Source organism: Micromonospora sp. NPDC005237 (genome assembly GCF_040607775.1).
Lineage (GTDB): Bacteria > Actinomycetota > Actinomycetes > Mycobacteriales > Micromonosporaceae > Micromonospora.
The window spans coordinates 203643-230085 of record NZ_JBEXHJ010000003.1 but is presented as its reverse complement, the minus strand read 5'-3'; the positions used below and the strand labels follow the sequence as shown (position 1 = coordinate 230085).

28 protein-coding genes are annotated in these 26443 nt (G+C 73.7%); 21 read left to right on the top strand and 7 right to left on the bottom strand.

Features of this window, described 5'->3' with window-relative positions:
* The first annotated feature begins 25 nt into the window (after positions 1-25).
* The 3 genes from ABZT87_RS09920 (at position 26) to ABZT87_RS09910 (ending at position 3788) form a co-directional block, all read left to right on the top strand.
* Entirely contained in the window at positions 26-1054 is a 1029-nt protein-coding gene (locus ABZT87_RS09920) for a hypothetical protein (protein WP_355134865.1), read from the top strand.
* Between the two features lie 95 nt (positions 1055-1149).
* Positions 1150-2892, top strand: a complete 1743-nt coding sequence (locus ABZT87_RS09915) for an AAA family ATPase (protein WP_355134863.1) — start codon at positions 1150-1152, stop codon at positions 2890-2892.
* 56 nt (positions 2893-2948) lie between these two features.
* A complete protein-coding gene (locus ABZT87_RS09910) occupies positions 2949-3788 on the top strand; it encodes a DUF2567 domain-containing protein (RefSeq protein WP_355134861.1) in 840 nt (279 codons plus the stop codon).
* On the opposite strand, the gene ABZT87_RS09905 is transcribed toward ABZT87_RS09910, so the two are convergent.
* Complete coding sequence (locus ABZT87_RS09905) at positions 3703-4407, bottom strand: LON peptidase substrate-binding domain-containing protein (RefSeq protein WP_354856147.1); 705 nt, start codon at positions 4405-4407, stop codon at positions 3703-3705. The genes ABZT87_RS09910 and ABZT87_RS09905 overlap by 86 nt on opposite strands.
* Before the next feature lie 106 nt (positions 4408-4513).
* Here ABZT87_RS09905 and hisD point away from each other — a divergent pair, with 106 nt between their 5' ends.
* The 12 genes from hisD to hisF all read left to right on the top strand — a co-directional run bounded on the left by hisD (position 4514) and on the right by hisF (position 12715).
* Positions 4514-5836, top strand: a complete 1323-nt coding sequence (gene hisD / locus ABZT87_RS09900) for a histidinol dehydrogenase (protein WP_355134859.1) — start codon at positions 4514-4516, stop codon at positions 5834-5836.
* The gene (locus ABZT87_RS09895) at positions 5833-6921 is read left to right on the top strand and encodes a histidinol-phosphate transaminase (protein ID WP_355134857.1); all 1089 of its coding nucleotides are present in this window, start codon (positions 5833-5835) and stop codon (positions 6919-6921) included. The genes hisD and ABZT87_RS09895 overlap by 4 nt, the downstream gene beginning before the upstream one ends.
* 37 nt (positions 6922-6958) lie before the next feature.
* On the top strand, positions 6959-7570 hold the full coding sequence (gene hisB / locus ABZT87_RS09890) for an imidazoleglycerol-phosphate dehydratase HisB (protein WP_203175963.1): 612 nt from the start codon (positions 6959-6961) through the stop codon (positions 7568-7570).
* A complete protein-coding gene (locus ABZT87_RS09885) occupies positions 7570-7743 on the top strand; it encodes a hypothetical protein (protein ID WP_354856150.1) in 174 nt (57 codons plus the stop codon). Before hisB ends, ABZT87_RS09885 begins: the two co-directional genes overlap by 1 nt.
* The gene (hisH, locus tag ABZT87_RS09880; RefSeq protein WP_354856151.1) at positions 7740-8375 is read left to right on the top strand and encodes an imidazole glycerol phosphate synthase subunit HisH; all 636 of its coding nucleotides are present in this window, start codon (positions 7740-7742) and stop codon (positions 8373-8375) included. The genes ABZT87_RS09885 and hisH overlap by 4 nt, the downstream gene beginning before the upstream one ends.
* Positions 8376-8414: 39 nt before the next feature.
* Complete coding sequence (locus ABZT87_RS09875; protein ID WP_354856152.1) at positions 8415-8738, top strand: hypothetical protein; 324 nt, start codon at positions 8415-8417, stop codon at positions 8736-8738.
* 14 nt (positions 8739-8752) lie between these two features.
* Complete coding sequence (priA, locus tag ABZT87_RS09870; protein WP_234588027.1) at positions 8753-9478, top strand: bifunctional 1-(5-phosphoribosyl)-5-((5-phosphoribosylamino)methylideneamino)imidazole-4-carboxamide isomerase/phosphoribosylanthranilate isomerase PriA; 726 nt, start codon at positions 8753-8755, stop codon at positions 9476-9478.
* On the top strand, positions 9475-9864 hold the full coding sequence (locus ABZT87_RS09865) for a RidA family protein (RefSeq protein WP_354856154.1): 390 nt from the start codon (positions 9475-9477) through the stop codon (positions 9862-9864). Before priA ends, ABZT87_RS09865 begins: the two co-directional genes overlap by 4 nt.
* A 78-nt stretch (positions 9865-9942) precedes the next feature.
* Positions 9943-10389: a MarR family transcriptional regulator gene (locus tag ABZT87_RS09860; protein ID WP_355067215.1), complete on the top strand. Its 447-nt coding sequence runs from the start codon at positions 9943-9945 to the stop codon at positions 10387-10389.
* Between the two features lie 5 nt (positions 10390-10394).
* Positions 10395-10826, top strand: a complete 432-nt coding sequence (locus tag ABZT87_RS09855) for an organic hydroperoxide resistance protein (RefSeq protein WP_355134855.1) — start codon at positions 10395-10397, stop codon at positions 10824-10826.
* 46 nt (positions 10827-10872) lie between these two features.
* Positions 10873-11871, top strand: a complete 999-nt coding sequence (locus ABZT87_RS09850; protein ID WP_355134851.1) for an NADP-dependent oxidoreductase — start codon at positions 10873-10875, stop codon at positions 11869-11871.
* Positions 11872-11947: 76 nt separating this feature from the next.
* Complete coding sequence (hisF, locus tag ABZT87_RS09845; RefSeq protein WP_355134849.1) at positions 11948-12715, top strand: imidazole glycerol phosphate synthase subunit HisF; 768 nt, start codon at positions 11948-11950, stop codon at positions 12713-12715.
* A 184-nt stretch (positions 12716-12899) separates the two neighbouring features.
* Here hisF and ABZT87_RS09840 read toward each other — a convergent pair whose 3' ends face one another.
* Positions 12900-13148, bottom strand: a complete 249-nt coding sequence (locus ABZT87_RS09840) for a hypothetical protein (protein WP_355067213.1) — start codon at positions 13146-13148, stop codon at positions 12900-12902.
* A 175-nt stretch (positions 13149-13323) separates the two neighbouring features.
* Between ABZT87_RS09840 and ABZT87_RS09835 the strand changes: the two genes are divergently transcribed.
* Together ABZT87_RS09835 and ABZT87_RS09830 are read left to right on the top strand one after the other, a co-directional pair.
* The gene (locus tag ABZT87_RS09835) at positions 13324-14541 is read left to right on the top strand and encodes a helix-turn-helix transcriptional regulator (RefSeq protein WP_355134847.1); all 1218 of its coding nucleotides are present in this window, start codon (positions 13324-13326) and stop codon (positions 14539-14541) included.
* An 11-nt stretch (positions 14542-14552) separates the two neighbouring features.
* Complete coding sequence (locus tag ABZT87_RS09830; RefSeq protein ID WP_355134845.1) at positions 14553-15095, top strand: GNAT family N-acetyltransferase; 543 nt, start codon at positions 14553-14555, stop codon at positions 15093-15095.
* Between the two features lie 101 nt (positions 15096-15196).
* Here ABZT87_RS09830 and ABZT87_RS09825 read toward each other — a convergent pair whose 3' ends face one another.
* Positions 15197-15658 carry a hypothetical protein gene (locus ABZT87_RS09825; protein WP_354856162.1) on the bottom strand — a complete coding sequence of 154 codons (462 nt, stop codon included), beginning with the start codon at positions 15656-15658 and terminating at the stop codon, positions 15197-15199.
* 101 nt (positions 15659-15759) lie between these two features.
* Complete coding sequence (locus ABZT87_RS09820) at positions 15760-16443, bottom strand: hypothetical protein (RefSeq protein WP_355134843.1); 684 nt, start codon at positions 16441-16443, stop codon at positions 15760-15762.
* 59 nt (positions 16444-16502) lie between these two features.
* Here ABZT87_RS09820 and ABZT87_RS09815 point away from each other — a divergent pair, with 59 nt between their 5' ends.
* Positions 16503-17960 carry a PLP-dependent aminotransferase family protein gene (locus ABZT87_RS09815; protein WP_355134841.1) on the top strand — a complete coding sequence of 486 codons (1458 nt, stop codon included), beginning with the start codon at positions 16503-16505 and terminating at the stop codon, positions 17958-17960.
* Between the two features lie 74 nt (positions 17961-18034).
* On the opposite strand, the gene ABZT87_RS09810 is transcribed toward ABZT87_RS09815, so the two are convergent.
* The 3 genes from ABZT87_RS09810 to ABZT87_RS09800 all read right to left on the bottom strand — a co-directional run bounded on the left by ABZT87_RS09810 (position 18035) and on the right by ABZT87_RS09800 (position 21708).
* Positions 18035-19861 carry a long-chain fatty acid--CoA ligase gene (locus ABZT87_RS09810; protein ID WP_354856165.1) on the bottom strand — a complete coding sequence of 609 codons (1827 nt, stop codon included), beginning with the start codon at positions 19859-19861 and terminating at the stop codon, positions 18035-18037.
* 139 nt (positions 19862-20000) lie between these two features.
* On the bottom strand, positions 20001-20951 hold the full coding sequence (locus ABZT87_RS09805; protein WP_355134839.1) for a terpene synthase: 951 nt from the start codon (positions 20949-20951) through the stop codon (positions 20001-20003).
* A gap of 127 nt (positions 20952-21078) precedes the next feature.
* Complete coding sequence (locus ABZT87_RS09800; protein WP_355134837.1) at positions 21079-21708, bottom strand: TIGR03085 family metal-binding protein; 630 nt, start codon at positions 21706-21708, stop codon at positions 21079-21081.
* A 170-nt stretch (positions 21709-21878) separates the two neighbouring features.
* On the opposite strand from ABZT87_RS09800, the gene ABZT87_RS09795 reads away from it, so the two are divergent.
* The 3 genes from ABZT87_RS09795 to ABZT87_RS09785 all read left to right on the top strand — a co-directional run bounded on the left by ABZT87_RS09795 (position 21879) and on the right by ABZT87_RS09785 (position 26439).
* On the top strand, positions 21879-23762 hold the full coding sequence (locus ABZT87_RS09795; RefSeq protein WP_355134835.1) for an ABC transporter ATP-binding protein: 1884 nt from the start codon (positions 21879-21881) through the stop codon (positions 23760-23762).
* Positions 23763-23829: 67 nt separating this feature from the next.
* Complete coding sequence (locus ABZT87_RS09790) at positions 23830-25605, top strand: ABC transporter ATP-binding protein (RefSeq protein ID WP_355135386.1); 1776 nt, start codon at positions 23830-23832, stop codon at positions 25603-25605.
* Between the two features lie 84 nt (positions 25606-25689).
* Positions 25690-26439, top strand: a complete 750-nt coding sequence (locus tag ABZT87_RS09785; protein WP_355134833.1) for a DUF2470 domain-containing protein — start codon at positions 25690-25692, stop codon at positions 26437-26439.
* Positions 26440-26443: the final 4 nt, after the last annotated feature.

The following is a 26443-nucleotide window of genomic DNA, read 5'->3' as shown; positions in this document are numbered from 1 at the left end:
TCGATCCGACGAGGGGATCCCGCCTGTGCGCGCCGGCGACCTGCTGCGGCAGCTGGACCAACGGCTGCTGCCGCCGCTGACCCGGGCGGTGGCCCGTCTCGGTGACCGGTCGGGGCGGTCCGGGGTGCTCACCTGGGCCGCCGTGCTCTCCGCGGCGGCGGTGCTGGGCACCGCCGTGTGGGCCGCCGACGATGCTCCGGTGGGCGACCGGACGGTTGGCGAGGTGACCCGCGTCGGGGTGGCCGACGGCGACTGGGTCCCCGGCTACCTGCGTTCGGCCGCAGCCGATCTGGCCGCGCTGAGCCCGACGGCCCCGGCCACCGGGGACGGGACGTACGCCCTGGTGATGCTCGACGCGTACCTGCCGCCGCAGCGGCTGGCCGCGGTGCTCGGTGACGTGTCGGTGTCGACGGTCTTCGGCCGGGTGCCGCTGCCCGGCCGGCAGACCGAGATCGTCCGGATCCCCGCGTCGCGGGTGCCGGACGACGTGGTCGCTCAGATGGCGCAGGTGGCCGCCCGCAAGGACGGCGAGGCCGCCGACTACCGGGCCAGGGCCGCCGGGGTGCGTGGCGACGGCGCCGCCGAGCGCGAGCTGCGCCAGCGGTACGTCACCGGGGCAGACGTGGCGAGCGCCGAGGCGGCGGCGTACCGCACCGGCTGCGCCTGCGTCTACGCCGCGGTGGTGCGCGCGGCGCCGGAGGTGCTGCGGGGCGTGGCCGCCCGCCCGGACGTGCGGGCCGTCGATCCGGCGCCCGAGGTGTACCGCCTCGACCGTACGGTCTTCACGCCGCCGCTGCCCGAGCAGCGCGACGTGGTCCGCCCGCCGGCCGACACCGGGCCGAGCCCGGAGCCGACGCCGCTGGCGAGTGGCGGGCCGACGTCGAGCACGCCGAGACCGCCGGTGCCGATGGGCGAATCGTCGGAACCCGCACCGCTCGTAACGATTCCGTCACCCGCGTCGCCCTCGGCCGAACCCACCGAGGCGGCCCCGCCGGGTGTCGCCACCTCCCCGGACGCGATCGACGAGGGGCTGCTGACGCCCTCCCCGTCGTGATCTGCGCCGGGTGGTGTGCGTGCTCAGGTGTGGTCCGAATAGGGTTTGGTTCGTAGCCTGTCAGACAGAGATCGATGGTGCTGGGAGGGCGGGCCGTGGAGGGCAGTGAGACCGGCTGGGGCCGGCCGGCCGAACCAGCGCCGAGGTGGCGGGCATTGCTGGACCGCGCCCGGCTGGGCGGTCGGGCCGCTGAGCAGCCCGAGCCCGAGCGCCGGGCCGACGAGGCGCCGCCGGACCCACTGCCGCGGCGCGCGGCCCCCAACGGCTACGCGGGGCGGGCATCGGCCATCGGGCATCCGGCCGATCTGTCGTACGGCCAGGAGCCCGGTTACCGGGCCGAGGCGACCTACCGGGTCGATCCCGCCTACCGGGCCGAGCCGGGGTACCGGGCCGAGCCGGACTATCGGGCGGAGCCCGCGTACCGGGCCGAGCCGGACTATCGGGCGGAGCCCGCGTACCGGGCCGAGCCGGACTATCGGGCGGAGCCCGCGTACCGGGCCGAGCCGGACTACCGTGCCGAGCCTGCGTACCGGGCGGAGCCGGACTATCGGGCGGAGCCCGCGTACCGGGCCGAGCCGGACTACCGCGCCGAGCCGACGTACCGGGCTGACCCCGGTTACCGGGCCGAGCCGACGTACCGTGCCGACCCGGGCTACCGGGCCGAGCCGACGTACCGCGCCGACCCGGGCTACCAGGCCGAGCCCGAGCCGCCGCCGCGCCGGGCCGAGCCCGAGTCGCGCTACGCCCTCCTGGACAACGGCTACCGGCCGGGCAACCCGGCGGGGGAGTCCCGCTACGCGCTGCTGGAAACCGGTTACCAGCCGGAGACCGGCTATCCGAGCGCCGCGCCGCCGGTGACCCCGCCGGTCCCGGCGGTCGCGCCACCACCGGTCGCGCCGCCGCCCGCCCCACCGGTCGCGCCGCCGGTCACTCCGCCGCCCGCCGCGCCGGTCACCCCGCCGCCGGGCTCGGCCATCGCCGAGCGCGGCTACCCCGCCCGAATCGAGTGGCGGCCGCAGGGCGTCGACCAGGAGCTGGAACGCGCCACCGGCGTGCTCCGCCGCGATCTGGGCACACCCCGCGTGTTCGCGTTCGCCAACCCCAAGGGCGGGGTGCACAAGACCACCGCAACGGTGCTCGCCGCCGCCACCATCGGCAGCGTCCGGGGGCGGGGCGTGCTGGCCTGGGACGACAACGAGCTGCGCGGCACCCTGGGGCTACGCGCCGGCAGCGCCCGCCACGCGCGCACCATCCGGCACCTGATCGGTGACCTGGCCCAGATCGAGATCCTGGAGGGCGCGACCCTGCTGGAGCGGCTGGACGACTACCTGCGGCACGCCTCCGACGGCTCGTACGACGTGCTGGCCGGCGAGGAGAGCCCGCGCTTCGCCCAGCGGCTCGACCAGTTCACCGTCAAGCGGGTGCTCGAGCTGCTGCGGCGTACGCATGACGTGGTCTGCGTGGACACCGGCAACAACGTGGAGAGCGCCAACTGGCGCACCGTGATGCAGGCCGCCGACCAACTGGTGGTGACCACCGTGCCCCGTGAGGACGCGGCGTTCAGCGCCGACTGGATGCTCGACCTGCTGCACGAGGAGGGCATGGGCGAGCTGGCCGACAACGCGGTCACCCTCATCTCCTGCCCCACCCCTGGCCGCTCGCCCCTGCAGGACGACCTGGAGCGGCACTTCGCCACGCGTACCCGCGCGGTGGCCGTCGTGCCGTACGACCCGGCGTTGGAGACCGGCTCGTCGATCGAGTACCACCAGCTCCAGCCGGAGACCCGGCAGGCGTGGCTGCGCGCCGCCGCGGCCATGGCGGAGCCGTTCGCCCGGTGAGCGGGTTCGCCGCCACCGGCGCCCCGGCCCGTCTCGGGGCCTGAGAGGATCATCGGGTGAGCCCGGACAACCCCGACCCTGAGCGGCACGTCGACGACGCCGACCGGCCCGCCGCACCCCCACCGTCGGGTGCGGCGCCCACGGGAAGCGAGTCGGCCGTGCCGCCACCAGCCGTGCCGCCGCCCGGGTTCGGCCCCGGTGAGGGTCCCGCCTCGACGGCGTACCGGAGCGAGCTGGAGCTGACCCTCGACGAGCCGCGCCGGCCGCTGCGGACGGTGGCGACGGTGCTCGGCGTCGTGCTCGCCCTGGCCGTGCTGGGCGGGGGGCTCGGGCTGCTCTGGGCCGTGCTCGCGCCGGACACCCCGGTGCTCAAGACCGCCGAGGGCGCGATCTACGCCGAGCCCCAGCCGGAGCAGCCGATCGCCGCGGACGGCTGGTTCAGCCTGCTCGGGCTGGCCTTCGGGGTGCTCGCGGCGCTGGCCCTGTGGTTCCTGCTGCGCCGGCAGCGCGGCCCGGTCGGGCTGCTCGGCGTGGTGCTGGGCACGCTGGCCGCCGCCCCGGTGGCCTGGCAGGTGGGGCGTCGGGTCGGGCTGGCGACCTTCGACCGGCTGCTGGACACCGCCCCGGCCGGGCAGGCGTTCACCAAACCCGCCGACCTGCGCGCCGGCGGAATCGACTGGCTCTTCGGCGTGTTGCCGGTGCCGCACGGCAATTTGCTGCTGCCCGCGTTCGGCGCCGCCGTCACGTACACCCTGCTGGCCGGTTGGTCGCGCTGGCCGGGCCTGCGGCCGGAGCCGGACCCGACGGCCCTCAGTTGGGTGTCGGCGGGGACGCCAGCTCCGACAGCGGCACCGGAACCGCCCGCACCTGGCGCAGCAGAGCCGCCTCGCGGTTGAGCAGTCGCAGCTCGGCGCGGAGCCGGGCGGCGGTGTCGTCGATCGCGAGCAGCCGTTGCCGGTCGTCGACGGTCAGCGCGGCGGTGGCCGCCACCAGGTGGGAGAGCACCGTCGGATCCTCCGGCAGCTGCTCGGAGATCTCCTCCGGGTCGGGGCGGATCAGCCCCAGGTACTGCCGGAACACGGCGATCACCCGGGCGGCCAGCAGGTCGGCCACCTCGTCCGGCCCGGTGGCCTCGGGCAGCCATTCCACGGCAGCCGTCAGGTAGGGCGCGGACGTGTCGTCGACGTCGGCGATCCGGAAGCGACGGCGGCCGACCGTGACGATGTCGAAGCCGCCGTCGGCCAGCTCGGTGACCTGGCGCAGCTCGGCGGTACAGCCCACCTCGTGCAGGGTGACGTCGCCGACACCGGTGCTCGCGCGGGTGCCGGGCCCGGCGGGCGCGACCTCCCAGCCGGCCTGGATGGCCACCACCCCGAACTCGCGGGACGCGCCCTCGGGCAGGTCGACAAGGTGCCGGACCAGGGCCCGGTAGCGCTCCTCGAAGATGTGCAGCGGCAGCACCAACCCGGGAAAGAGCACCGTTGCGAGCGGGAACACCGGCAGCCGTGCGGTCACGTGGTCGAGCCTAACCAATCGCGTCCGCGGCGGCGTGGCCCGGCTCACCGTCCCGCCGAGCGGGCGACTGGGGTGAGCTCCGGGCGGGCCGCCTAGACTCGCAAGGGTGCTGAATCGGATCGACCTGCGCGACGGTCTCGTGGACCCGCGCCGCCTGCTGCCCCGTGCCCAGCTCGACGTGTCGGTGGCCGTCGAGCGGATCAAGCCGCTCGTCGAGGCGGTCCGGGAGCATGGGTACCCGGCGATCCGCGAGGCCAGTGAGCGGTTCGACGGCATCTCACCGGAGGTGCTGCGGGTGCCGGTGGAGGCGATCGCCGAGGCCGAGGGTGTGCTCGACCCGGCCGTGCGTGCCGCGCTGCTGGAGTCGATCGCCCGGGCCCGCAGGGTGCACGACGACCAGCGGCGCACCGACCACACGACCCGGGTGGTTTCCGGCGGCACGGTCACCGAGCGGTGGCTGCCCGTCGACCGGGTGGGCCTCTACGTCCCCGGCGGCCTGGCGATGTACCCGTCGACAGTGGTGATGAACGTGGTGCCGGCCCAGGCGGCCGGAGTGCGCTCCCTGGTGGTGGTCAGCCCGCCGCAGAAGGACAACGGCGGCCTGCCCGACCCCCGGGTGCTTGCCGCGTGCGCGCTGCTCGGCGTCGACGAGGTCTACGCCGTGGGCGGCGCCCAGGCGGTGGCGATGCTGGCGTACGGGTCCGCCGTCGACCCGGCGGGCGCGCTGCGGTGCGAGCCGGTCGACCTGGTCACCGGCCCGGGCAACATCTGGGTGACCGCCGCCAAGCGGCTGCTGCGGGGTGTCGTCGGCATCGACGCCGAGGCCGGCCCGACCGAGATCGCGATCCTGGCCGACGACAGCGCCGACCCGGCGCACGTCGCCGCCGACCTGATCAGTCAGGCCGAGCACGACCCGCTCGCGGCGAGCGTGCTGGTCACCCCGTCGGTGGCGCTCGTCGAGGCGGTCGAGCGGGAGCTGGCCCGGCAGGTGCCCGCCACCAAGCACGCCGAGCGGGTGACCACGGCGCTGACCGGCGAGCAGAGCGGCGTGGTCCTGGTCGACGACCTTGAGGCGGGGCTGCGGGTGGTCGACGCGTACGCGGCCGAGCACCTGGAGATCCAGACGGTCGACGCCCGGGAGTGGGCGCTGCGGGTGCGCAACGCCGGAGCGATCTTCGTGGGCGCCTGGTCGCCGGTGTCGCTCGGCGACTACTGCGCCGGCTCCAACCACGTGCTGCCCACCGGCGGCTGCGCCCGGCACTCGTCCGGGCTGTCGGTGCAGTCGTTCCTGCGCGGCGTGCACCTGATCGAGTACACCGAGGCCGCGCTGCGCGAGGTGGCCCCACACGTGGTCACCCTGGCCAACGTGGAGGACCTGCCGGCGCACGGCCAGGCCGTGCAGGCCCGCTTCCCGGGAGGGGTGGCGTGACCTCGCTCGATGATCTGCCGATCCGCGACGACCTGCGCGGGCTGTCGCCGTACGGGGCGCCGCAGCTCGACGTGGCGGTGCGGCTCAACACCAACGAGAACTCCTACCCGGTGCCGGAGCCGGTCGTCGACGCGATCGGCAAGGCGCTCGCGGCCGAGTTGCGCGACCTGAACCGCTATCCGGACCGGGACGCGGTGGCGCTGCGCGCCGACCTGGCCGAATATCTCGGGCACGGCCTGACCGTCGAGCACGTCTGGGCGGCCAACGGCTCGAACGAGATCCAGCAGCAGTTGTTGCAGGCGTTCGGTGGGCCGGGGCGCACCGCGATGGGTTTCGTGCCGGCGTACTCGATGCACCCGCTGCTGGCCCTCGGCACCGGCACCCGGTGGGTGCCCGCCGAGCGCGGCGTCGACTTCGGGCTGACGGCCGACGAGGCGGTGGCCCAGGTCCGCGAGCACCGGCCCGACGTGGTCTTCCTCTGCTCGCCGAACAACCCCACCGGCACCGCGCTGGACCCGGCGGTGGTCGCCGCGGTGCTCGACGTCGCGCCCGGCATGGTGGTCGTCGACGAGGCGTACGCCGAGTTCGCCCGGCCGGGCACGGTCAGCGCCCTCGCGGTGCTGCCCGGGCACCCGCGGCTCGTGGTCACCCGCACGATGAGCAAGGCGTTCGGCTTCGCCGGTGGCCGGCTGGGCTACCTGGCCGCCGACCCGGCGGTGGTGCGGGCGGTGCAGCTGGTCCGTCTGCCGTACCACCTGTCCGCGCTGACCCAGGCCGCCGCCCGCGCGGCGCTTGCCCACCGCGACGCCCTGCTGGGTACGGTGAGCGCGATCATGGTCCAGCGGGACCGGATCGTCGCGACGCTGCGCGAACGCGGCCTGCGGGTGGCCGACAGCGACGCCAACTTCGTGCTGTTCGAGTCCGGCGGCGACCAGGCCGCCGCCTGGCAGGCCCTGCTGGCGCAGGGTGTGCTGGTCCGCGACGTCGGCCTGCCCGGCTGGCTGCGGGTGACCGCCGGCACCCCCGCCGAGACCGACGCCTTCCTAGCTGCAATGGAGACTGTGCGATGGGAGCGCGAGGAGTGAGCTTGCGAGCCCCGCAGTCGCGACCGAAAGGTATGCAATGAGCCGGACCGCCCGGGTGGAGCGGATCACCAAGGAGACCAAGGTCCTCGTCGAGATCGACCTCGACGGCACCGGCGCCGCCGAGATCAGCACCGGCGTGGGCTTCTACGACCACATGCTGAACCAGATCGCCCGCCACGGCGGCTACGACCTGACCGTGCGCACCGTGGGCGACCTGGAGATCGACGCCCACCACACGATGGAGGACACCGCGCTCGCGCTGGGCGCCGCGTTCGACCAGGCGCTGGGCGACAAGGCCGGCATCCGGCGGTACGGCTCGGCGACCGTCCCGATGGACGAGGTGCTGGTCCGGGCCGCGGTGGACCTGTCCGGCCGGCCGTACGTGGTGCACGACGAGCCGGTGCTGGCCCCGTACATCGGGCCGGTGTATCCGACCAGCATGACCCGGCACATCTGGGAGTCGTTCGGCCAGGCGGCCCGGATCACCCTGCACGTCGACGTGCTGCGGGCAGCCCGTCCGGGTGGGCACCCGGACGCGCACCACGTGGTGGAGGCCCAGTTCAAGGCGGTCTCCCGGGCGCTGCGCGAGGCCACCGCGATCGACCCGCGGGCGGCGGGCGCGATCCCGAGCACGAAGGGGGCGCTCTAATGGGGGCCGCGTTGCCGACGTTGCTGCTGATCCTGGCCGGGGTGCTGGTGGGCGGCGCGTGGTCGCTGCACCGGCAGGGCGCGCCGAGGGGCGCCGTGGTGATCACCGCGCTGCTCGCGCTGCTCGCCACGGCCGCCGGGGTGCTCCGACTGATCCCGGAGTCGGGGTCGTGACCGCCGACGTGGTGGTGCTCGACTACGGCTCGGGCAACCTGCGCTCGGCGGAGCGGGCGCTGGCCGCGGCGGGCGCGTCCGTCCGGGTGACCGACGACCTCGCCGCGGCGGCCGCCGCGGACGGTCTGGTGGTGCCGGGTGTGGGCGCCTACGCGGCGTGCATGGCGGGTATCGAGGCGCTCGGCGCCGGGCCGGTGATCGCGGAGCGGGTGGCCGCGGGCCGCCCGGTGCTCGGCATCTGCGTGGGCATGCAGGTGCTCTTCGAGCACGGCGAGGAGCACGGGGTGGTGACGAAGGGCCTCGGGCTGCTGCCCGGCGGGGTGACCCGGTTGGCCGCGCACCGCCTGCCGCACATGGGCTGGAACACGGTCCGCGCGCCCCGCGGGTCGGTGCTGTTCGCCGGGTTGCCGACGCAGAGCCGGTTCTACTTCGTGCACTCGTACGCGATGGGTGACCCGGCGGCGTTGGCGGCCGCGGGGGCCGTGGTGACCACGGCCCACCACGACACCGACTTCGTGGCCGCGGTGGAGCGTGGGCCGCTGTCGGCGGCGCAGTTCCACCCGGAGAAGTCCGCCGACACCGGTGCCGCGTTGCTGCGCAACTGGCTCGCCACCCTGCCCGCCGGTGACTGAGCGCCGGCACCGCCCGGCGTCCGGCGGGCGGGCGTCGCGGTGAGCCGGGAGCGGGCTCGTCGGCGGGCCGAACGTGAGGCTGACCTGGCGCGGGAGCGGGCGGCCCGGCAGCGCCGGGTGGCGCGTCGGCAGCGCCGCCGCGCGGTCGTCCGCCGGTTGACGCCGCAGTTGCGCCGGGGCCGCACGGGCCGGCTGGCTCGGCACACGCGGGGTGAGCGGGCGGCGATCGTGCTGCTCACCGGGGCGGCGATGATTCTGATCTGGACGTTCGTCGACGATCTGGCGTTGCGTGTCGCGCTGATCGTGCTGTTGCTGCTCGTACTCCCGGCGATCGTGGTGATCGCTCTGGACCGTCGTACCTGATCGAGGAGAAGACGTTGAGTCTCACCCTGTTACCCGCCGTGGATGTCGCCGACGGCCGGGCTGTCCGGCTCGTGCAGGGCGCCGCCGGCAGCGAGAGCGTCTACGGCGACCCGTTGGACGCGGCGCTGGCGTGGCAGCGCGACGGCGCGGAGTGGATCCACCTGGTCGACCTGGACGCGGCGTTCGGCCGGGGCACCAACGCGCACCTGCTCGCCGAGGTGGTGCGGCAGTTGGACGTGCAGGTGGAGTTGTCCGGCGGCATCCGTGACGACGAGTCGCTGCGCGCGGCGCTGGGCACCGGGGCGAGCCGGGTGAACATCGGCACCGCCGCGCTGGAGGACCCGGTGTGGTGCGACCGGGTCGTCGGGGAGTACGGCGACCGGGTCGCCATCGGGCTGGACGTACGCGGTCAGACCCTGTCCGCGCGGGGTTGGACCCGTGACGGCGGTGACCTGTACGAGGTGCTGGAGCGCCTGGACAAGGCGGGCGCCACGCGGTACGTGGTCACCGACATCACCAAGGACGGCACCATGCGCGGCCCGAACCTGGATCTGCTGCGCGAGGTGTGCGCGCGTACCGACCGGCCGGTGATCGCCTCGGGTGGCGTGTCCACCCTGGACGACCTGCGGGCGCTGGCCACGCTGGAGCCGCTGGGCGTGGAGGGCGTGATCGCCGGCAAGGCGCTGTACGCGGGCGCGTTCACGGTGGCCGAGGCGCTGCGCACGTTGGCCGAGGCGTGACGGTCACCCGGCTGGGCTCGGGAGGGCCGTGGGAGCAGAGCTACGGCTATTCCCGGGTGGTCCGGGCCGGTGACCTGGCCTGGACGGCTGGCTGTACGGCCACGGTCGACGGTCGGGTGGCGCACGTCGGGGACGCCGCCGCGCAGACGGCGCAGGCGTTGCGGATCGGGTTGGCGGCGCTCGCCGAGGTGGGCGTGCAGCCGGGTGACGTCGTCCGGACCCGGATGTACGTGACCGACCGGCTGCACGCCGACGAGGTGGGCCGGGCGCACAACGCGGTCTTCGGGGCGGTCCGCCCGGTGGCGACGCTGGTGGTGGTGGCGGGTCTGCTCGACCCGGAGCATCTGGTCGAGGTGGAGTTGGAGGCGTACGTCGGCGACCGCTGAGTTGCCGGTGGCCCTCGTCACGGCCGCACTCCGGCCCGATAGGTTGTGCACAACTTAATTGCGGGCTACGGTTCACGGGTGACCGATGATCTGGTGCTGCGCCGGCAGGTGTGCTTCGCGCTCTACGCCGCGTCGCGCGCCCTCACCGACGTGTACCGGCCGATCCTCGACGAGTTCGGGCTCACCTATCCGCAGTACCTGGTGCTGCTGGTGCTCTGGGAACGCCCCGACGACGCGCCGACGGTGTCCGAGCTGGGCGCCGAGCTGCGGCTGGACTCCGGCACGCTCTCCCCGCTGCTCAAGCGGCTGGAGGGGGCGGGCCTGGTGGTGCGGCGGCGGTCGGCGCGCGACGAGCGGCGGGTCGAGGTGGGCCTCACCGAGCAGGGCCGGGCGCTGCGGGAGCAGCTCTGCGACGTCCCGCTGCGGATCGCGCAGGCCACCGGGCTGGGCATCGCCGAGCTTGTCGCGCTGCGCGACACCCTCACCCGGGTCACCGACACCATCCACCGACAGAAGGAGCAGTGACTCTCATGCAGGTTCTCTACACCGCGTCCGCGACCGCCACCGGCGATGGCCGGGACGGCCACGTCGAGACCTCCGACGGCACCCTCGCGTTCGACCTGGCGGTGCCGAAGGAGATGGGTGGCGCGGGTGGCGCCGCCAACCCCGAGCAGCTCTTCGCCGCCGGCTACGCGGCCTGCTTCCACAGCGCCCTGCGCGTGGTGGCCCGCCGCGCCAAGGCCGACGTGACCGGCTCCGTGGTCGCCGCCGAGGTCGGCATCGGCCCGAACGGCAGCGGTGGCTTCGGGCTCACCGTGCGGCTCGTCGTCGACCTGCCCGCCGTCGCCCGCGACGCCGCCGAGCAGCTCGTCGAGCAGGCCCACCAGGTCTGCCCGTACTCCAACGCGACCCGTGGCAACATCGAGGTCGCGTTGACTGTCCGCGAGACCCTGGCCGCCTGATTTCGCGGACCCGGACCCCACCCGCGGACGAGAGGACGACCACCCGATGACCAGCAACCGTGAGATCCACCTGGCCAGCCGCCCTGAGGGCTGGCCCACCGAGGACACCTTCCGGCTCGTCGAGACCGACGTCCCGAGGCCCGGACCGGGCCAGATCGTGGTCCGCAACCAGTTCATGTCCGTCGACCCGTACATGCGGGGACGGATGAACGACGTCAAGTCGTACGTGCCGCCGTTCGCCCTCGACGCCCCGCTCGACGGGGCCGCGATCGGCGAGGTGGTGGCCAGCGAGTCGGCCGACATCGCCGTCGGGGCGACCGTCCTGCACGGGCTCGGCTGGCGGGAGTACGCGCTGCTCGACGCCACCGCCGCGCGCCCGGTCGACCCGAGCGTCGCCCCGGCCAGCGCGTACCTGAGCGTGCTCGGCATGACCGGCCTGACCGCGTACGCCGGTCTGCTGGAGGTCGCCGCGATGAAGCCCGGCGAGACGGTCTTCGTCTCGGCCGCGGCCGGCTCGGTCGGCAGCCTGGTGGGCCAGATCGCCAAGCTCAAGGGCGCCGGCCGGGTCATCGGCAGCGCCGGCTCGGCCGCCAAGGTCGAGCGGCTGCGGGCGCTGGGCTTCGACGCCGCGTTCGACTACCACGACGGGCCGGTCCGCGACTCGCTGCGGGCGGCCGCCCCGGACGGCGTCGACGTCTACTTCGACAACGTCGGCGGAGACCACCTGGAGGCGGCGATCTCGGCCATGAACCTGCACGGCCGGGCCGCCATCTGCGGCATGATCGCCCAGTACAACGACACTGAGCCGCCCGCCGCGCCCCGCAACCTGTCGCTGGTCATCGGCAAGCGGCTGACGCTGCGCGGCTTCCTGGTCCGCGACCACAACCACCTGCGGGACGCGTTCGTCCGCGACGTCGCGGGCTGGCTGCGCGAGGGCAAACTCTCCTACGACGAGACGGTCGTCGACGGCATCGAGAACGCCCCGGCGGCGTTCCTCGGCCTGCTGCGCGGCGAGAACCTGGGCAAGATGCTCGTCCGGGTGTGAGCACCCGCACGTGGCGCACGGCGGTCGGCCCGGTCGGGTCGGCCGTCGTGCCATGCGCGGAGGATAGGCTGGCGGCATGACGGTGGCGGTGCGCGTGATCCCCTGTCTCGACGTGGACGCCGGGCGCGTGGTCAAGGGGGTCAACTTCCTCGACCTGCGGGACGCCGGCGACCCGGTGGAGTTGGCCGCCGCGTACGACCGGGCCGGCGCCGACGAGCTGACCTTCCTCGACGTCACCGCGTCGTCCAGCGACCGGGGCACCATGCTCGACGTGGTGCGCCGCACCGCCGAGTCGGTCTTCATCCCACTGACGGTCGGGGGTGGGGTCCGGCAGGTCGGCGACGTCGACACGCTGCTGCGCGCGGGCGCGGACAAGGTCGGTGTGAACACCGCCGCCATCGCGCGGCCGGAGCTGATCGCCGAGATCGCCGACCGGTTCGGCCGGCAGGTGCTCGTGCTCTCCCTCGACGTACGCCGTGCCCCGGCCGGGGTGACGCCCAGCGGGTTCGAGGTCACCACCCACGGTGGCCGGCGCGGCACCGGCCTCGACGCGGTGCGCTGGGCGCGGCAGGTGGCCGAGCTGGGCGCGGGGGAGATCCTGCTCAACTCGATGGACGCCGACGGCACCAAGGCGGGCTTCGACCTGGAGCTGATCGGCGCGGTGCGGGCCGTGGTGGACGTGCCGGTCGTGGCCAGCGGTGGGGCCGGCGAGGTGGCGCACTTCCCGCCGGCGATCGGGGCCGGCGCCGACGCGGTCCTCGCCGCCAGCGTCTTCCACTTCGGCGAGCTGACGGTGGGCGAGGTCAAGGACGCCCTGCGCCGCAGCGGGCACCCCGTGCGCTAGCCACGCCGGGCCGTCGTCCGCGCCGCGCCCAGGTGGTACGCGTCGTGCGCGATCAGATTCGCGAACGCTCCCGCCCATACCCAGCACCGGGCGCGGGTGCCGCAGATCGGGCATCGCCCGTGTCGCTGCTCATGCTCGGCCAGAACCCGCCACCATCTGGCCAGTTGCTCCGGGCTTGGCGCACTCACCGGGCTCCATCCAGGTTCGCGCGGATCGCAGCGACCGACACCTGCGCCTCGAAGCACCACCCGCCGGCGCAGTCCGGTACGGGGCCAGCACACGTGTGCCCCCGCATCCGCACCAGTCCGCCGACCGGCTGCTGGTCCACGACCACCGCCCACACCAGTTCGTCGCGGTTGGTCGGGTTCGGGCTGATCTCCCACGCCAGCAGGTGCAGCAGGGTGCCCGCAGGCACCTGAAGGCTGTCGGTCATGCTCGGCTCCGAGGGCAAAGGGTGGACATCACCGGGAACGGCAGCCACAGTTCCCGTCGATCCCGCCGGAAGCTGCTGTGCCAGATGGGCTGACACGTCGAGCGTGGCCGATAAGCTGGGCCTACGGCAGGCGTGAGCGGTGTGCACACGCTCCTGCACACGCTGGGGGTCGGGAATGGACACCTTCGGGCAGCTACTCAGACGGCATCGCGAGAGCGCCGGGCTGTCCCTGCGGCAGCTCGGTTCGCTCACCCACTTCCAGTACAGCCACATCGCCCAGGTGGAGCGTGGTGGACGCCGTGCCACCGATGCGCTGGCCACGGCCTGCGATCGGGCCTTGGGCGCTGACGGCGCGCTCGTCGAGGCGTACCGGACCGACCGTGCCGGCGCCACCGACATGCACAGACGCACCATGCTGCGCGCCATGACCGCCTTGGCTGCCGCCCCCGCCGTCGCGCCCCTGGCCGGGTTGGAAGCCCTCCGCCACGGCCTCGGCGACGCGGTGACGCCCGACCACGACGAGTGGGAGCAGATCGTGGCCGACTACGGCCACAGCTACTACCGGCAGGCCCGTCCCGCGCTGATGGCCCAACTGGGTGCCGACCTGACCGTGCTGCAACACCAACTCGCCGCCGACACTGGTACGCGCCGGCCTGGTCTTCTGCGAGCTGCCTCCCGCCTGTCCGTCATCGTCGCGTTGAGCCTTGTCGCGTCGGGGCAGACCGTGCTAGGTCGCCGCTGGTGGCGGACCGCCCATCGGGTTGCCGACGAATCCGGGGACACCGACACCCGGGTGTTGGTGCGGGCGTGGAATGTGGTGAACGGCTGCTACGACGGACGCCAACCGTCGGCGGTCGTCGCCCTGTCGGACGAGGCACTGCCTCTACTGGGGCGGCGGGCTACGTCGGCGGCGTGCGGGTTGCTCGCCGGCCGGTCCCAAGCCCTGTCGTTGGCCGGGCGGCATGCGGAGGCGGTGGCGACGGTGCGGCAACTCGCCGACCTTGCCCAGCAGCTACCAGCCGCGATCGTGGACGACGTGGAGTCGTTGTGGGGGTGGCCGGAGCATCGGCTTCACCACACCGAATCGTGGGTGTACACGCACGGTGGCCGTCTGGTCGACGCGGAGGCCGCGCAGGAGCGGGCCCTCGACCTGTACCCGGCGTCGCAGGCGCGGTTACGTGCGCAGGTGCAACTGCATCAGGCTGCCCGGCTGATCCGGGGCGGGCATGTTCCCGACGGGTTGCGGTACGCCGCCGACACCCTCGACGCGCTGCCGGTCGAGCTGCACAACCACCTGCTGCGGTCGGTGGCCGCCCAGGTCACGGCTGCCGTACCCACAGTGGAGCGGTCGCGGCCCGCGTTCGCAGATCTCGCCGACCGGGTTCGGGCCTAGGCTCATCCGCTATGCCGGTGACGTACACCGTGCACACCGCCGAGTCGGCCGCGGCCGTGTTTCCGGCGCTGGCCCGCCTGTACGCGGTCGTCTACGCCGAGCCGCCCTACGCCGAGGGGCCGGAGCAGGTTGCCGCGTTCGCCGACGGGTTGCCCGACGAGTCGCGACGCCCAGGATTCACCCTCGTGGTCGCCGAGGAGGTGGGTGTGCTGGTGGGTGCGGCGTACGGGTGGACGATGCCCGCCGGCCGTTGGTGGATGCGCGCCGACACCAAGCCTTTCGCCGACCTCCGGACCGCCGACAAGTTCGCGGTGATGGAGTGGGTCGTGCATCCCGACCGGCGCGGTGCGGGCATCGGTTCGGAGCTCATCCGCCGGCTCCTCGACGGGCGGCCCGAACGGTGGGCGACCCTGGCGTCCAACCCGGCCGCACCCGCCCGTGCCATCTACCAGCGCGCGGGTTGGCAGCAGGTCGGCGGATCGGCGATGCCCGACGGCACACCCATGCACCTGCTCGTCCTGCCGTTGCCCGCTGCGCCGGTCCGGCGTCGCTGACCCCCGGCCCGGGTCCATCGGCGCGACGTTTCGCCCGCTTGGCAATCTTGGACAGTTTCCGTTAGCAGGTAACGGAAACTGTCCAAGATCTGCAATGGGTGTCAGTGGCCGCCGGAGTGGCCCTCGGGTGACCGGCGGGGGGTGGGGATCGACCGGACCGCGTACTCCTGCACGGCCGCCGCGTGCTCGGCCTCGTCCAGGATCCAGTCGGCGCGGCCCGGCGCGTGCCGGCGGCTCAGCACGCCCTGCACGGTGTCCACCATCGTCGCTACCCCGGCGCGCGGCCGGGTGCGCCAGAGCTGCTCACCCTCCGTGGTGATGCGGAACCAGCCGTCGGCGACGGTGACCAGACCCGCGCCGACCAGCCGCTGCACCGCGGCCTCCACCTCGTGCCGCTGCGGAATCGCCTGGTTGAGGTGATCGGCGGTGGACAGCACGTCGGTCAGGCGTACGCCCTCCGGCCGACGACTCGTCGCGGACCGTCGGTGCCGCCCGGCCCCGCTCGCGATCACCAACGACACGAAGATCCAGGCGTCGCTCCAGCGCCAACCGTTCTCCCCCATGCAGAGATGATGACGGCGAGCGCCGCGGAAGGGAACACCCACCCTCCAACGAGCCCGTTTCGACCATCGTGCGTGCCGGCCCGTGGACGGTCGGTGAGCGCTCAGGCGGCCGGGGCGGGAGCGGCGCCCGGCGGGTCGCCCGCGGTGGCGCCCTGCGGGTCGCCGGCGGTCGCGTCCAGCGCGGGCACCGCGACGAGCGGGATGAAGAACTGCGCCAGTGGGCCGATGGCCAGCGCGTACGCGATGGTGCCCACGCCGACCGTGCCGCCGAGCAGCCAGCCCAGCGCGAGCACGGTGACCTCGATGACCGTGCGCACCAGGCGGATCGAGCGCCCGGGTCGGCGGGCGACGAAGCCGGTCATCAGCCCGTCGCGTGGACCCGGACCCAACTGGGCGCCGAGGTAGAGCGCGGTGGCCGCGCCGTTGGCGACGATCCCGGTGATCAGCAGAGCGATGCGGGCGCCGAGGGGGCCGCCGGTGGGCAGCAGGGCCAGGGTGGCGTCCACCACCAGGCCAATCACCACCACGTTGCTGACCGTGCCGAGGCCGGGCCGCTGGCGCAGCGGGATCCACAGCAGCAGCACCAGGGCGCCGACGCCGATGGTGACCGTGCCGAAGGAGAGCCCGGTCCGCTCGGACAACCCCTGGTGGAAGACGTCCCACGGGTCGAGGCCCAGGTCGGAGCGGATCATCAGGGCCATGCTGACCCCGTAGAGGACGAGCCCTGCGTAGAGCTGGGTGAGCCGTCGCACCGGCCGCTGCCGCAGATTGCCAATCAGTGCCATGCATGCCACCCTAGGTGCCAATCCTCCCGGAGGAAGAGGCCAATATCCGAGGAGTGGCCATGACAGCTCAGGTGCGAGGCGCCCAATTGGCCCGGTTGCTGGGGCAGTGGCACGCCCTGCCGGGCCGTCGTCGGAGTCCCGACTACGCCGCCCTGGCCGGCGCGGTGCGCGGCCTGCTCGCCGACGCCCGGCTCCCGCTGGGCGTGCGCCTCCCGGCGGAACGGGAGCTGGCCGAGGCGCTGCGGATCAGCCGCACCACGGTCACCGCCGCGTACCGGGAGCTGCGCGAGACCGGGCATCTGGCCAGCCGCCGGGGCGCCGGCAGCTGGACGATGCTTCCCGGCAACCACCGGGTCGCCAGCACCGGGCTGTGGACCCCGCTGGACGACCGGGAGATGATCGACCTCGGCGTCGCCGCGTTGGCGGCCCCGCCGCAGCTGCTCGCCGCCGCGCGGGCCGCCGCCGAGGATCTGCCCCGCTACCTGGGCGGGGCCGGCTACCACCCGACCGGGATCGGCGAGCTGCGCGCCGCGGTGGCCGCCGGCTACACCGCGCGGGGGTTGCCCACCTCGGCCGACCAGATCATGGTCACCAGTGGCACCCAGCACGCCCTGGACCTGGTGCTGCGCCTCGCCCTGGCGCCCGGCGGGAGCGTGCTCGTCGAATCCCCGACCTACCCCAACGCGCTCGCCGCGCTGGCCAGCCGGCGGGCCCGGATCACGACACACGGGCTGTCCTCCGACGCCGGTGGCTGGGAGCCCGACCTGCTGCTGGGCAGCCTGCGGCAGACCCGGCCCAAGCTGGCGTACCTGATTCCGGAGTTCCAGAACCCCACCGGGCACCTGATGCCGTCCGCGTTGCGCGAGCAGGTGGTCGCCGCCGCCCACGCCGTCGGCACCGACCTGATCGTCGACGAGTCCTTCGTGGACCTGCCGCTGGACGACACCGAGCTGCCCCCGCCCACGGCCACATTCGACCGGCACTCCCGGGTGGTGAGCATCGGAGGAATGAGCAAGCCGTACTGGGGTGGCCTGCGCATCGGCTGGGTACGCGCCTCCGCGCCACAGGTGCAGCGGCTGGCCGCCGTCCGGGTCGGTGTGGACATGTCCAGCCCGGTGCTCGACCAGTTGGTCGCGGTGCACCTGCTCAACGACGCGGCGGCCATCGTCGCCGCCCGCCGGGCCCAGCTCACCGCCCAGCGCGACGCGTTGCTGGCCGCGCTGGCGCACCGACTTCCGGACTGGCGGGTGACCGTGCCGCGCGGCGGCGTGACCCTCTGGGCCGAACTGGACGGCCCGGTCTCCAGCGCGCTCGCCCGCGCCGCCGAGGAGGTCGGCGTCCGGCTCGCGCCCGGCCCCCGGTTCGGTCTGGACGGCACCCTGGAACGCTTCCTGCGGCTGCCGTTCACCCTGCCGGCCGCCGACCTGGTGGAGGCCGTGGAGCGGATCGCCACGGTCCGCTACGACCTGGACCGGACCGGCCGGCAGCGATGGCGGGAGCCGTCCGTCATCGCCTGAGCCCGGCCGGCCCCCCGGTCGACGCGCCGGTGGCCCCACACCCGAGCGGGTGCGAGTCCACCGGCGGACCGTTTCTACAGCTCGGCGAGGGTGCCCGCGTACATCTTGTCGATCTCGGCGGCGAAGTTGCTCTCCACGCCACGTCGCTTGATCTTCAACGACGGGGTGATCTCGCCGTCCTCGATCGTCAGGTCGCGCGGCAGGATCGCCACCTTCTTGATCGTCTCCCAGCGGTTGAGCTTGGCGTTGAGCTGGGCGACGTACTCCTCGACCATCGCCTGCGCCTCCGGCGAGGCGACGATCTCGGCATAGTCGCGGCCCTCCAGCGGGCCGCCGGCCACCCAGCCCCGGATCGCGTCCGGGTCCAGCGTGACGAGCATCGTGCAGAAGTTGCGGGCCTGACCGACCACGACCGCCTGCGAGGTGTACGGGCAGATCGCCTTGAACATCCCCTCGATGTGCGACGGCGCGATGTACTTGCCGCCCGAGGTCTTGACCAGGTCCTTCTTGCGGTCGGTGATCCGCAGGTAGCCCTGCTCGTCCAGGCTGCCGATGTCACCGGTGCGGAAGAAGCCGTCCTCGGTGAACGCGGCAGCGGTCTCCTCCGGCAGGTTGTGGTAGCCGCGCATCACGGGCCGGCCACGGACCAGGATCTCGCCATCGGTGTCGATCCGGCACTCCAGGTCGCCCATCGCCTGCCCGACAGTGCCGATCCGCAGCCCGGAGGGCGGGTTCACGAAGTTGCCGGCGCTGGTCTCGGTGAGGCCGTAGCCCTCGGAGATCGGCAGGTTGGCGGCGGCGAAGAAGGTGGCGATCTCGGGGCTCAGCGGAGCGGCGCCGGAGACCAGCACCCGCATCCGGCCGCCCAGGCGGGCCTGGAGCTTGCTGAACACCAGCTTCTCGGCCAGCCCGTAGCGCAGCTTCAACCCGGCCGGCACCGGCTTGCCGGCCTGCTCCAGAGCGACCTTCTCCTTGCCGACCTGGACACCCCAGGCGAAGATCTTCGCCTTCGCGCCGCCGGCGCCCTGCGCGGTGGTCACCGCCCGGTTGTAGACCTTCTCGAAGACCCGGGGAGCGCCGCACATCAGGGTCGGCCGGATCACCGCGAGCAGGTCGACCAGCTTGTCCACCCGCCCGTCGACGTAGGTGGGCAGACCGACGTGGATCGCGCCGCAGAGCAACGTCTTGCCGAACGAGTGGGCCAGCGGCAGCCACAGGTACTGCAGGTCGTCGTCGCGCAGCAGCCCGACCTCGGCCTGCGCCACGGCCTCCCAGCACCAGCCGCCGTGCAGCAGCTCGACACCCTTGGGCTGGCCCGTGGTGCCGGAGGTGTAGATCAGCGTGGCCAGGTGGTCCGGGCCGATGCCGGCCACCAGCATGTCGATCAGATCGGGCTCGGCGGCCAGCGCGCGGGTGCCCTGCTCCTCCAGGTCGGCCAGGGTGAGCTGGGGAACCGCGGCGTTCGGGTCCGGGGTGCCGTCGAAGAGCACCACGTGGGTCAGCGCCGGCAGGGCCGCTCCGGCGATCTTGGCGGCCTGCGTCGGGTTCTCCGCGAAGAGCACCCGCGAGGCGGAGTCAGCGATGATGAATGTCGCGTCCGCCGGCTCGGTGGTCGGGTAGACGGTGGTGGTCGCCCCGCCGGCGCACATGATGCCGAGGTCGGCGACCACCCAGTCGAGCCGGGTGTTGGCGAGGATGGCGACAGGATTCTCCTGGCCGACGCCGAGCGCGTGCAGGCCGGCGGCGACGGCCTTGGCGCGTTGGCCGACCTGCTCCCAGGTCAGCCAGTCGGGGCCCGAGTCGTCGGGGGTCGGGGACGCGAACGCGTGGCGGTCGGGGGTGGCCGCCACACGCTTGAGGAACATGTCCGGGATGGAACGGTACGGTACATCGAGAGCCATCGCTGTAGCCGCCTTCGGGGGTGGTGGCGTGACGGTCGTCACGTCATAGTGGTTACCGAAGAGTATTGCCTGGCACCGGGCATCGGCTAGTGCTGGTGATCGGCTGGCTGCCCGGGCCCGCCGGCCGACACGCCCCGGATCAGGCGTAGCGGGCAGCCACTAGTGACCAGTCGTAGGTCGCCTGGACCCAGTTGCGCCGCGCGGCCAGCGGTGAGCGCAACGCCTCGACACCGCTGGCCAGCAGCCTCTCCTCCGCCGTCAGGTACGCCGCCAACCCCCGGTTGAAACGGTCGGCGGCCGTCCGCAACGCGTCCGCCTCGGCCAGGCCGCCCTCCTGGGCGATGACCGTCACCAGGTTGTGCGCGTCCGGGTCGGCCCGGCTCTCCTTGCCGTACGAGAAGAGGTCGTTGCACCAGCAGACCAGGTCCACCGCCAGCAGGTCCAGGGCGGCGAGCGCCGGTTCGGCACGCCGGGTCGGGCCGGGTGGCTGTTCCGACGCCAGGTCGGTCAGGGTGAGACAGGGGTGCACGCCGCCGATGTGCCGACGCAGTTGGACGTACTCCGTCAACCCCGGCACCCGCCGGCGTTCCCGGTTGGCGGCCTCCCAGAGCAGCGCCAGCAGATACTGGCGCACCTGGCTGACGAACCGCAGCAGCATCGGCGCCCGACCCTCGGCCCGGGTCCGGCGGCACAGATCGTGCAGCGCGGCACCCAGCGGGCCGGCGTTTGGCGGCAGTGGCGCGAGCGGGTCGCCGCACCGGTCCAGCACGTCGAGCAGCGCGGCGATGACCGGCGCCAGCCGGCCCGGGTCGGCCCCGAGGCCGTCCTCGTCGCAGGCGTCGTCCATGACGAAGAGCCAGGAGATCAGGTCGGCGAGGAGCCGCAGCCCCTGCGCCGGTCCTTCCGGGCAGGCCCGGCCGGCCAGGCCGGCGGCGTCCGCCAGTTGTAGTCGATGAACCTGATGACCGGAATTGACCAAACCGAGAGCGCGCGCCCACTCGACGCTCTCGCTGGCTACCCGATCCGTGGACTTGTGGCGCCCCGCCGTGAAGGAGGGTTCCCGTAGCGCCGAGATCGCGAAGCTCCGCATCGTGTGCCCCCACATCGTGCCGCCCCGGCGCGGAACGGCGCGGTGAAGCGTACGGGAGGAGGTATCGGCGCGCATCGCTAGGACTGCGGCAGTTGTCCGGCGCCTATGACCGATTAGGCGCAGAAAGTCACATGCCCAGGCTGGTGTTGCGGAGCTGCCGCGCGGACGTCGCCGAACCGTCCAGTTGAACCCGGGCCACCCGCTGCCGGCCGGAGAGGAACAGGGTCAACTCGGCCGGGGCGCCCACCAGTCGCAGCCGCTCGCCACCACGGCCGACGGAGACCTCGCCGTGACCGGGCGCCTGCACGTAGAGGTCCGCCGGGAAGCGGCGCAGCGTCAGCCGGGCGAGCGGGGCGACCCGCTTCCACAGGGTGGCCTGCAAACCGCGGGACAGCTCGCGCGGCTGCCACCCCGGGACGGCCCGCCGCACGTCCTCGTGGTGGATGAAGAACTCCACCGTGTTGACCAGCTCGTCGGTCAGCGGGTTGCTGATCGGGCTCCACACCGGCGGCCGGCGCACCTGCGCCACCAGCTCGGGGTAGGGCCCGGCGGCGAGCCGTCGGCGGACCCGTTCGGCGTGCCCCCGCAGCGGCGCCAGCAGGATCCCGCCGGCCGCGTCCGGACGGCGCTCGCGCAACACCAGGTGCGCGGCGAGGTCACGGGTCGCCCAGCCCTCGTTGATCGTCGGCGCGTCGGGCCCGAGGGCCAGGAAAAGATCGGCCAGCGCCTCGCGCTCGGCTCGGGCGTACCGCGACATGGCCCGATCGTAGGCCCGCGGACGCGCCACCGCGCGCCGGCGGACGCCCGGCCGCACCCCGAGCCCGTACGTCCGGTACGTGACGGTCGACATATCCCGTCCGGGTCGGCGGTGCCGGCCTGCAGCGGTAAGGATGAGGGAGATAATTGTGGCTTACGGCGGGGGAGAGCGTGGCGAGCAGGACAAGTCGGGACGTGCTCGGCAGGGGGCTGGGGGTTCTGCGGCAGGCGATCCGGGAGCAGCCGCGGATCTTCGCGGTTGCCGTGATCGGCAGTGTGCTGTTCGGCTCGATGGTCATCGTCAGCGCGTACGTGGTGGGCGCGGTGGTCGGTGACGTGGTGGTGCCGGCCATCGCGCGGGGCGAGGTGGGCGTCGGCACCCTGGCGCTGGCGGCGGTCGCCCTGTTCGGGATCAGCGTGCTGCGGGTGGTGGGCATCTTCGGCCGCCGGCTCGGCGCGGGCTACATGCAGTACCGGCTCCAGGCCGCCTACCGCCGCCGGGTCACCCGCCGCTACCTGGACCTGCCGCTGTCGTGGCACCACCGCAACGCCACCGGCACGCTGCTCTCCAACGCCAACTCCGACGTGGAGGCGGCCTGGTATCCGATCGCTCCGCTGCCCTTCGCGGTGGGCACGCTGGTGATGCTGGTCGGCGCGATCATCTCGCTGTTCGCCACCGACTGGGCCCTCGCCCTGGTCGGCCTCGCGGTCTTTCCCGCGCTGTTCGCGCTCAACGTGGTCTACTCGCGCCGGATGGCGCCCCGGCAGGCCCGGGCGCAGCGGTTGCGCGCCGAGGTCAGTGGCATCGCGCACGAGAGCTTCGACGGCGCGTTGGTGGTCAAGACGATGGGCCGCGAGGCGCAGGAGACGGCCCGGTTCGCCGGTCGCGCCGGCGAACTGCGCGACGCGTTGATCGCGGTCGGCCGGCTGCGGGGCGTCTTCGACCCGCTGCTGGAGACGCTGCCCAGCCTCGGCACCCTCGCGGTGCTGGTGGTCGGGGCGTTCCGCCTGCGCGAGGGCGCGATCAGCGTCACCGAGCTGGTCAGCGTCGCGTTCCTCTTCACCGTGCTGGCCTTCCCGGTGCGGGCCATCGGCTGGGTGCTGGCCGAGCTGCCGCGCAGCGTCGCCGGCTGGGACCGGGTGCGCCGGGTGCTCGACGCCACCGGCGAGATGCCGTACGGGCAGCACGTGCTCGACCCGGCCACCCCGGGGCCGGCCACGCTCACGTTCACCGACGTGCACTTCTCCTACCCGCCGGCCGAGGCGCACCAGCCCGGCGCGCAGGTGCTCGGCGAGGTCGGCTTCACCGTGCCGGCCGGCCGCACGGTCGCGCTGGTCGGGCCGACCGGCGCCGGCAAGTCCACCATCGCCTCGCTGGCCGTACGCCTGGTCGACCCGGACTCCGGCGTCGTCGAGCTGGACGGCGTGAATGTGCGCGACCTGACCGCCGCGTCGCTGGCCGGCACGGTCGCGCTGGTCGCGCAGGTGCCGTTCGTCTTCGACGACACCGTGCGGGCCAACGTCGCCCTGGACCGGGCGGGCATCGACGACGAGGACGTCTGGGCGGCGCTGCGCCTGGCCGAGGCGGACGGGTTCGTCGCCGCGCTGCCGGAGGGCCTGGACACGATGGTCGGCGAGCGGGGCACCTCGCTCTCCGGCGGCCAGCGGCAGCGGCTCACGCTGGCCCGCGCGCTGGCCGGGCGGCCACGCCTGCTGGTGCTCGACGACGCGACGAGCGCCGTGGATCCCCGTGTGGAGGCGGCCATCCTCGCCGGTCTGCGGGCGTCGGCGGGCGAGCCGGGAGTGCCGGCCGCGTCGATCCTGGTGGTGGCGTACCGCCGGGCGACCATCGCCCTCGCCGACGAGGTCGTCTACGTGGAGCAGGGCCGGGTGGTCGCCCGGGGCACGCACACCGAGCTGCTGGCCACCGTCGGAGGGTACGTGGACCTGGTCACCGCGTACGAGCAGGCGGAGGTCGACCGCGCGCAGGAGCGCGCGTACGACGACGAGGTGGCGCAGCTGCCGTCGGGCCTGGAGATCGAGGTGGACCGGTGAGCGCGAGGAGTGCAGCGCAGCGGAGCCCCGCAGTCGCGAACGAAAGGCAAGACCGGTGAGTACGACGGTGACGAATGACGAGCGGGACGCGCGGACGGAGACGACCTGGCAGACCCTGCGGCGGGGGTTGGCGCTCTCCCCGGAGCTGCGGACCGGCCTGGCCGCCACGCTGGGCCTGGCCCTGGTCTACATGGTGGGCCGGGTGGCCGTTCCGGTCGCGGTGCAGCAGGGCATCGACCGCGGCATCGTCGGCGGTCTGAACCTCGACGTGGTCTGGTCGGTGGTGGCGGTCACCGCGGCGATCCTCGTGGTCACCACGGCCTGCGGCTATCTGATGATGCGCCGGCTGTTCACGGTCAGCGAGACGGCGTTGGCGAATGTGCGGACGCGGGCGTTCCGGCACGTGCACGACCTGTCGATGTTGCACCAGCAGTCGGAGCGGCGTGGGTCGCTGGTCTCGCGGGTGACCAGCGACGTCGACCAGATCACCCAGTTCCTCCAGTGGGGTGGGGTGATCCTGCTGGTCAACCTGGGTCAGCTGGTGGTGACGACGGCCGTCATGCTGGCGTACTCCTGGCAGCTGACCCTGGTGGTGCTGGTGGCGTTCCTGCCGGCGGTGCTCGTCATCCGACAGTTGCAGCGTCGCCTCGGCGCGGCGTACGCGACGGTGCGTCAGCGCACCGGCACGCTGCTGGGCGCGGTCGGCGAGAGCGTCGTGGGCGCGCCGGTGATCCGGGCGTACGGCATCGCGGGGCGCACGGCCCGGCGGTTGGACGACGCCATCGACAATCAGCGCCTGGCGCAGCAGCGGGCGATCCGGATCAGCATCGTGGGCAGTTCGGTCGGCGAGCTCGCGGCCGGGTTGGCGCTGGCGGGCGTGGTGGTGCTCGGGGTGACGTTGGGGGTGGACGGCACGCTGTCGATCGGCCAGCTGACCGCCTTCCTCTTCCTGGTGACGCTGTTCATCCAGCCGGTGCAGATCGCCACCGAGGTGCTCAACGAGGCGCAGAACGCGATCGCGGGCTGGCGGCGGGTGCTGGACGTACTCGACGTGGCCCCGGATGTGGCGGACCCGGGGGAGCAGGGACGGGACCTGCCGGCTGGTCCGTTGGACATCCGGTTCGCCGGGGTGGGGTTCGCCTATCCGGGTGGCCCGCCGGTGCTGCACGACATCGACCTGGAGATCCCGGCGAAGAGCCGGGTGGCGGTGGTCGGCGAGACGGGCAGCGGCAAGACGACCTTCGCGAAGCTGCTCACCCGCCTGATGGACCCGTCGGCGGGAGCGGTGCTGCTGTCCGGGGTGCCGCTGGCGCAGGTGCGGTTCGACTCGCTGCGTTCCCGGGTGGTGATGGTGCCGCAGGACGGCTTCCTCTTCGACGCGACGGTGGGGGACAACGTCCGGTTCGCCCGGCCGGAGCTGACCGACGAGCAGCTCGGCGCCGCGTTCACGGAGTTGGGCCTGGCGGACTGGTTGGATGGTCTGCCCGCCGGCCTGGACACGCCCGTCGGGGAGCGTGGCGAGGCGTTGAGCGTCGGGGAGCGGCAGCTTGTCGCGCTGGCCCGGGCGTACGTGGCCGATCCGGACCTGCTGGTGCTGGACGAGGCGACCAGCGCGGTGGACCCGGCTACCGAGGTGCGGCTGCAACGCACCCTGGACGCCGTCACGCGGGGTCGCACGACGCTCGCCATCGCGCACCGGCTCTCCACCGCGCAGGCTGCCGACGAGGTGATCGTGGTGGACCGGGGTCGCATCGTGCAGCGCGGCCCGCACGATGAGCTGGTGCACGATGCCGACTCGGTCTACGGCCTGCTGTACGCCTCCTGGTTGGAGCAGACCCGGTAACGAAGTGCCAGGCTGCTGGACGCCGTGGAACGGGTGCTCTACGCTCCGGGTTAGGTAAGCCTAACCTCTTAAGGAGGTCGCGCCATGCGGCCCAGCCCCGCCGAGATCGTTCGTACCCTCGTCGCCGGTCGGCTGCCCGGTCTCGTCCACCTGGCCCGCCGGCCGGGCCCGCACCACGCCCGGCACGTGACCGATCCCGACGGCCGGGTGCTGCTGCTGGTGCCGGTGGCCAGCCACCTGGGCGCCGCGTTGCAGCCGGTGGCCGGGGGCGCCGACGTCGCAGTGGTTCTGGACGTCCTCGACCTGCCGCCCGCGGCCGGCGCTCCCGGGCTGGGGCGGGCCTGGGTCTCCGGCTGGGCCGCCGAACTGCGCGACGAGGAGGCACGCCGCGCGGCGCTCGACTTCGCCGCGGTCGAGCCGACCGGCGACCTGCTCGACGTGGGCGTCCGGTTCCGGCTGTTCCGCTTCGAGGTGGCCGAGGTGCGCTGGGAGCGGGCCGGCGTCGTGCACCGGATCGACCCGGGGGAGTACGCCGAGGCCGAGCCGGACCCGGTGCACCCGTTCGAGGCGCTGCTGCTGGCCGACCTCGCCGAGCGCGACGCCGACCAGGTGACCGACTACCTGCGCCGGCAGCTCGGGTTGACCGAGCAGACCCCGGACGGGCCGCCGCGCGTGGTGCGCATCGACCGTTACGGCCTGGTGGTCGCCCTCGGGCGCCCCGGCGCGCGGCGGCGCGTTCGGCTGGCGTTCCCGTGCCCGCTGGCCGAGCCCGACGAGCTGAGCCGCCTCCTGCCGCCGCTGCGTCGCCCGGCCAACGCCCGCCCGCCCCGCTGAATGG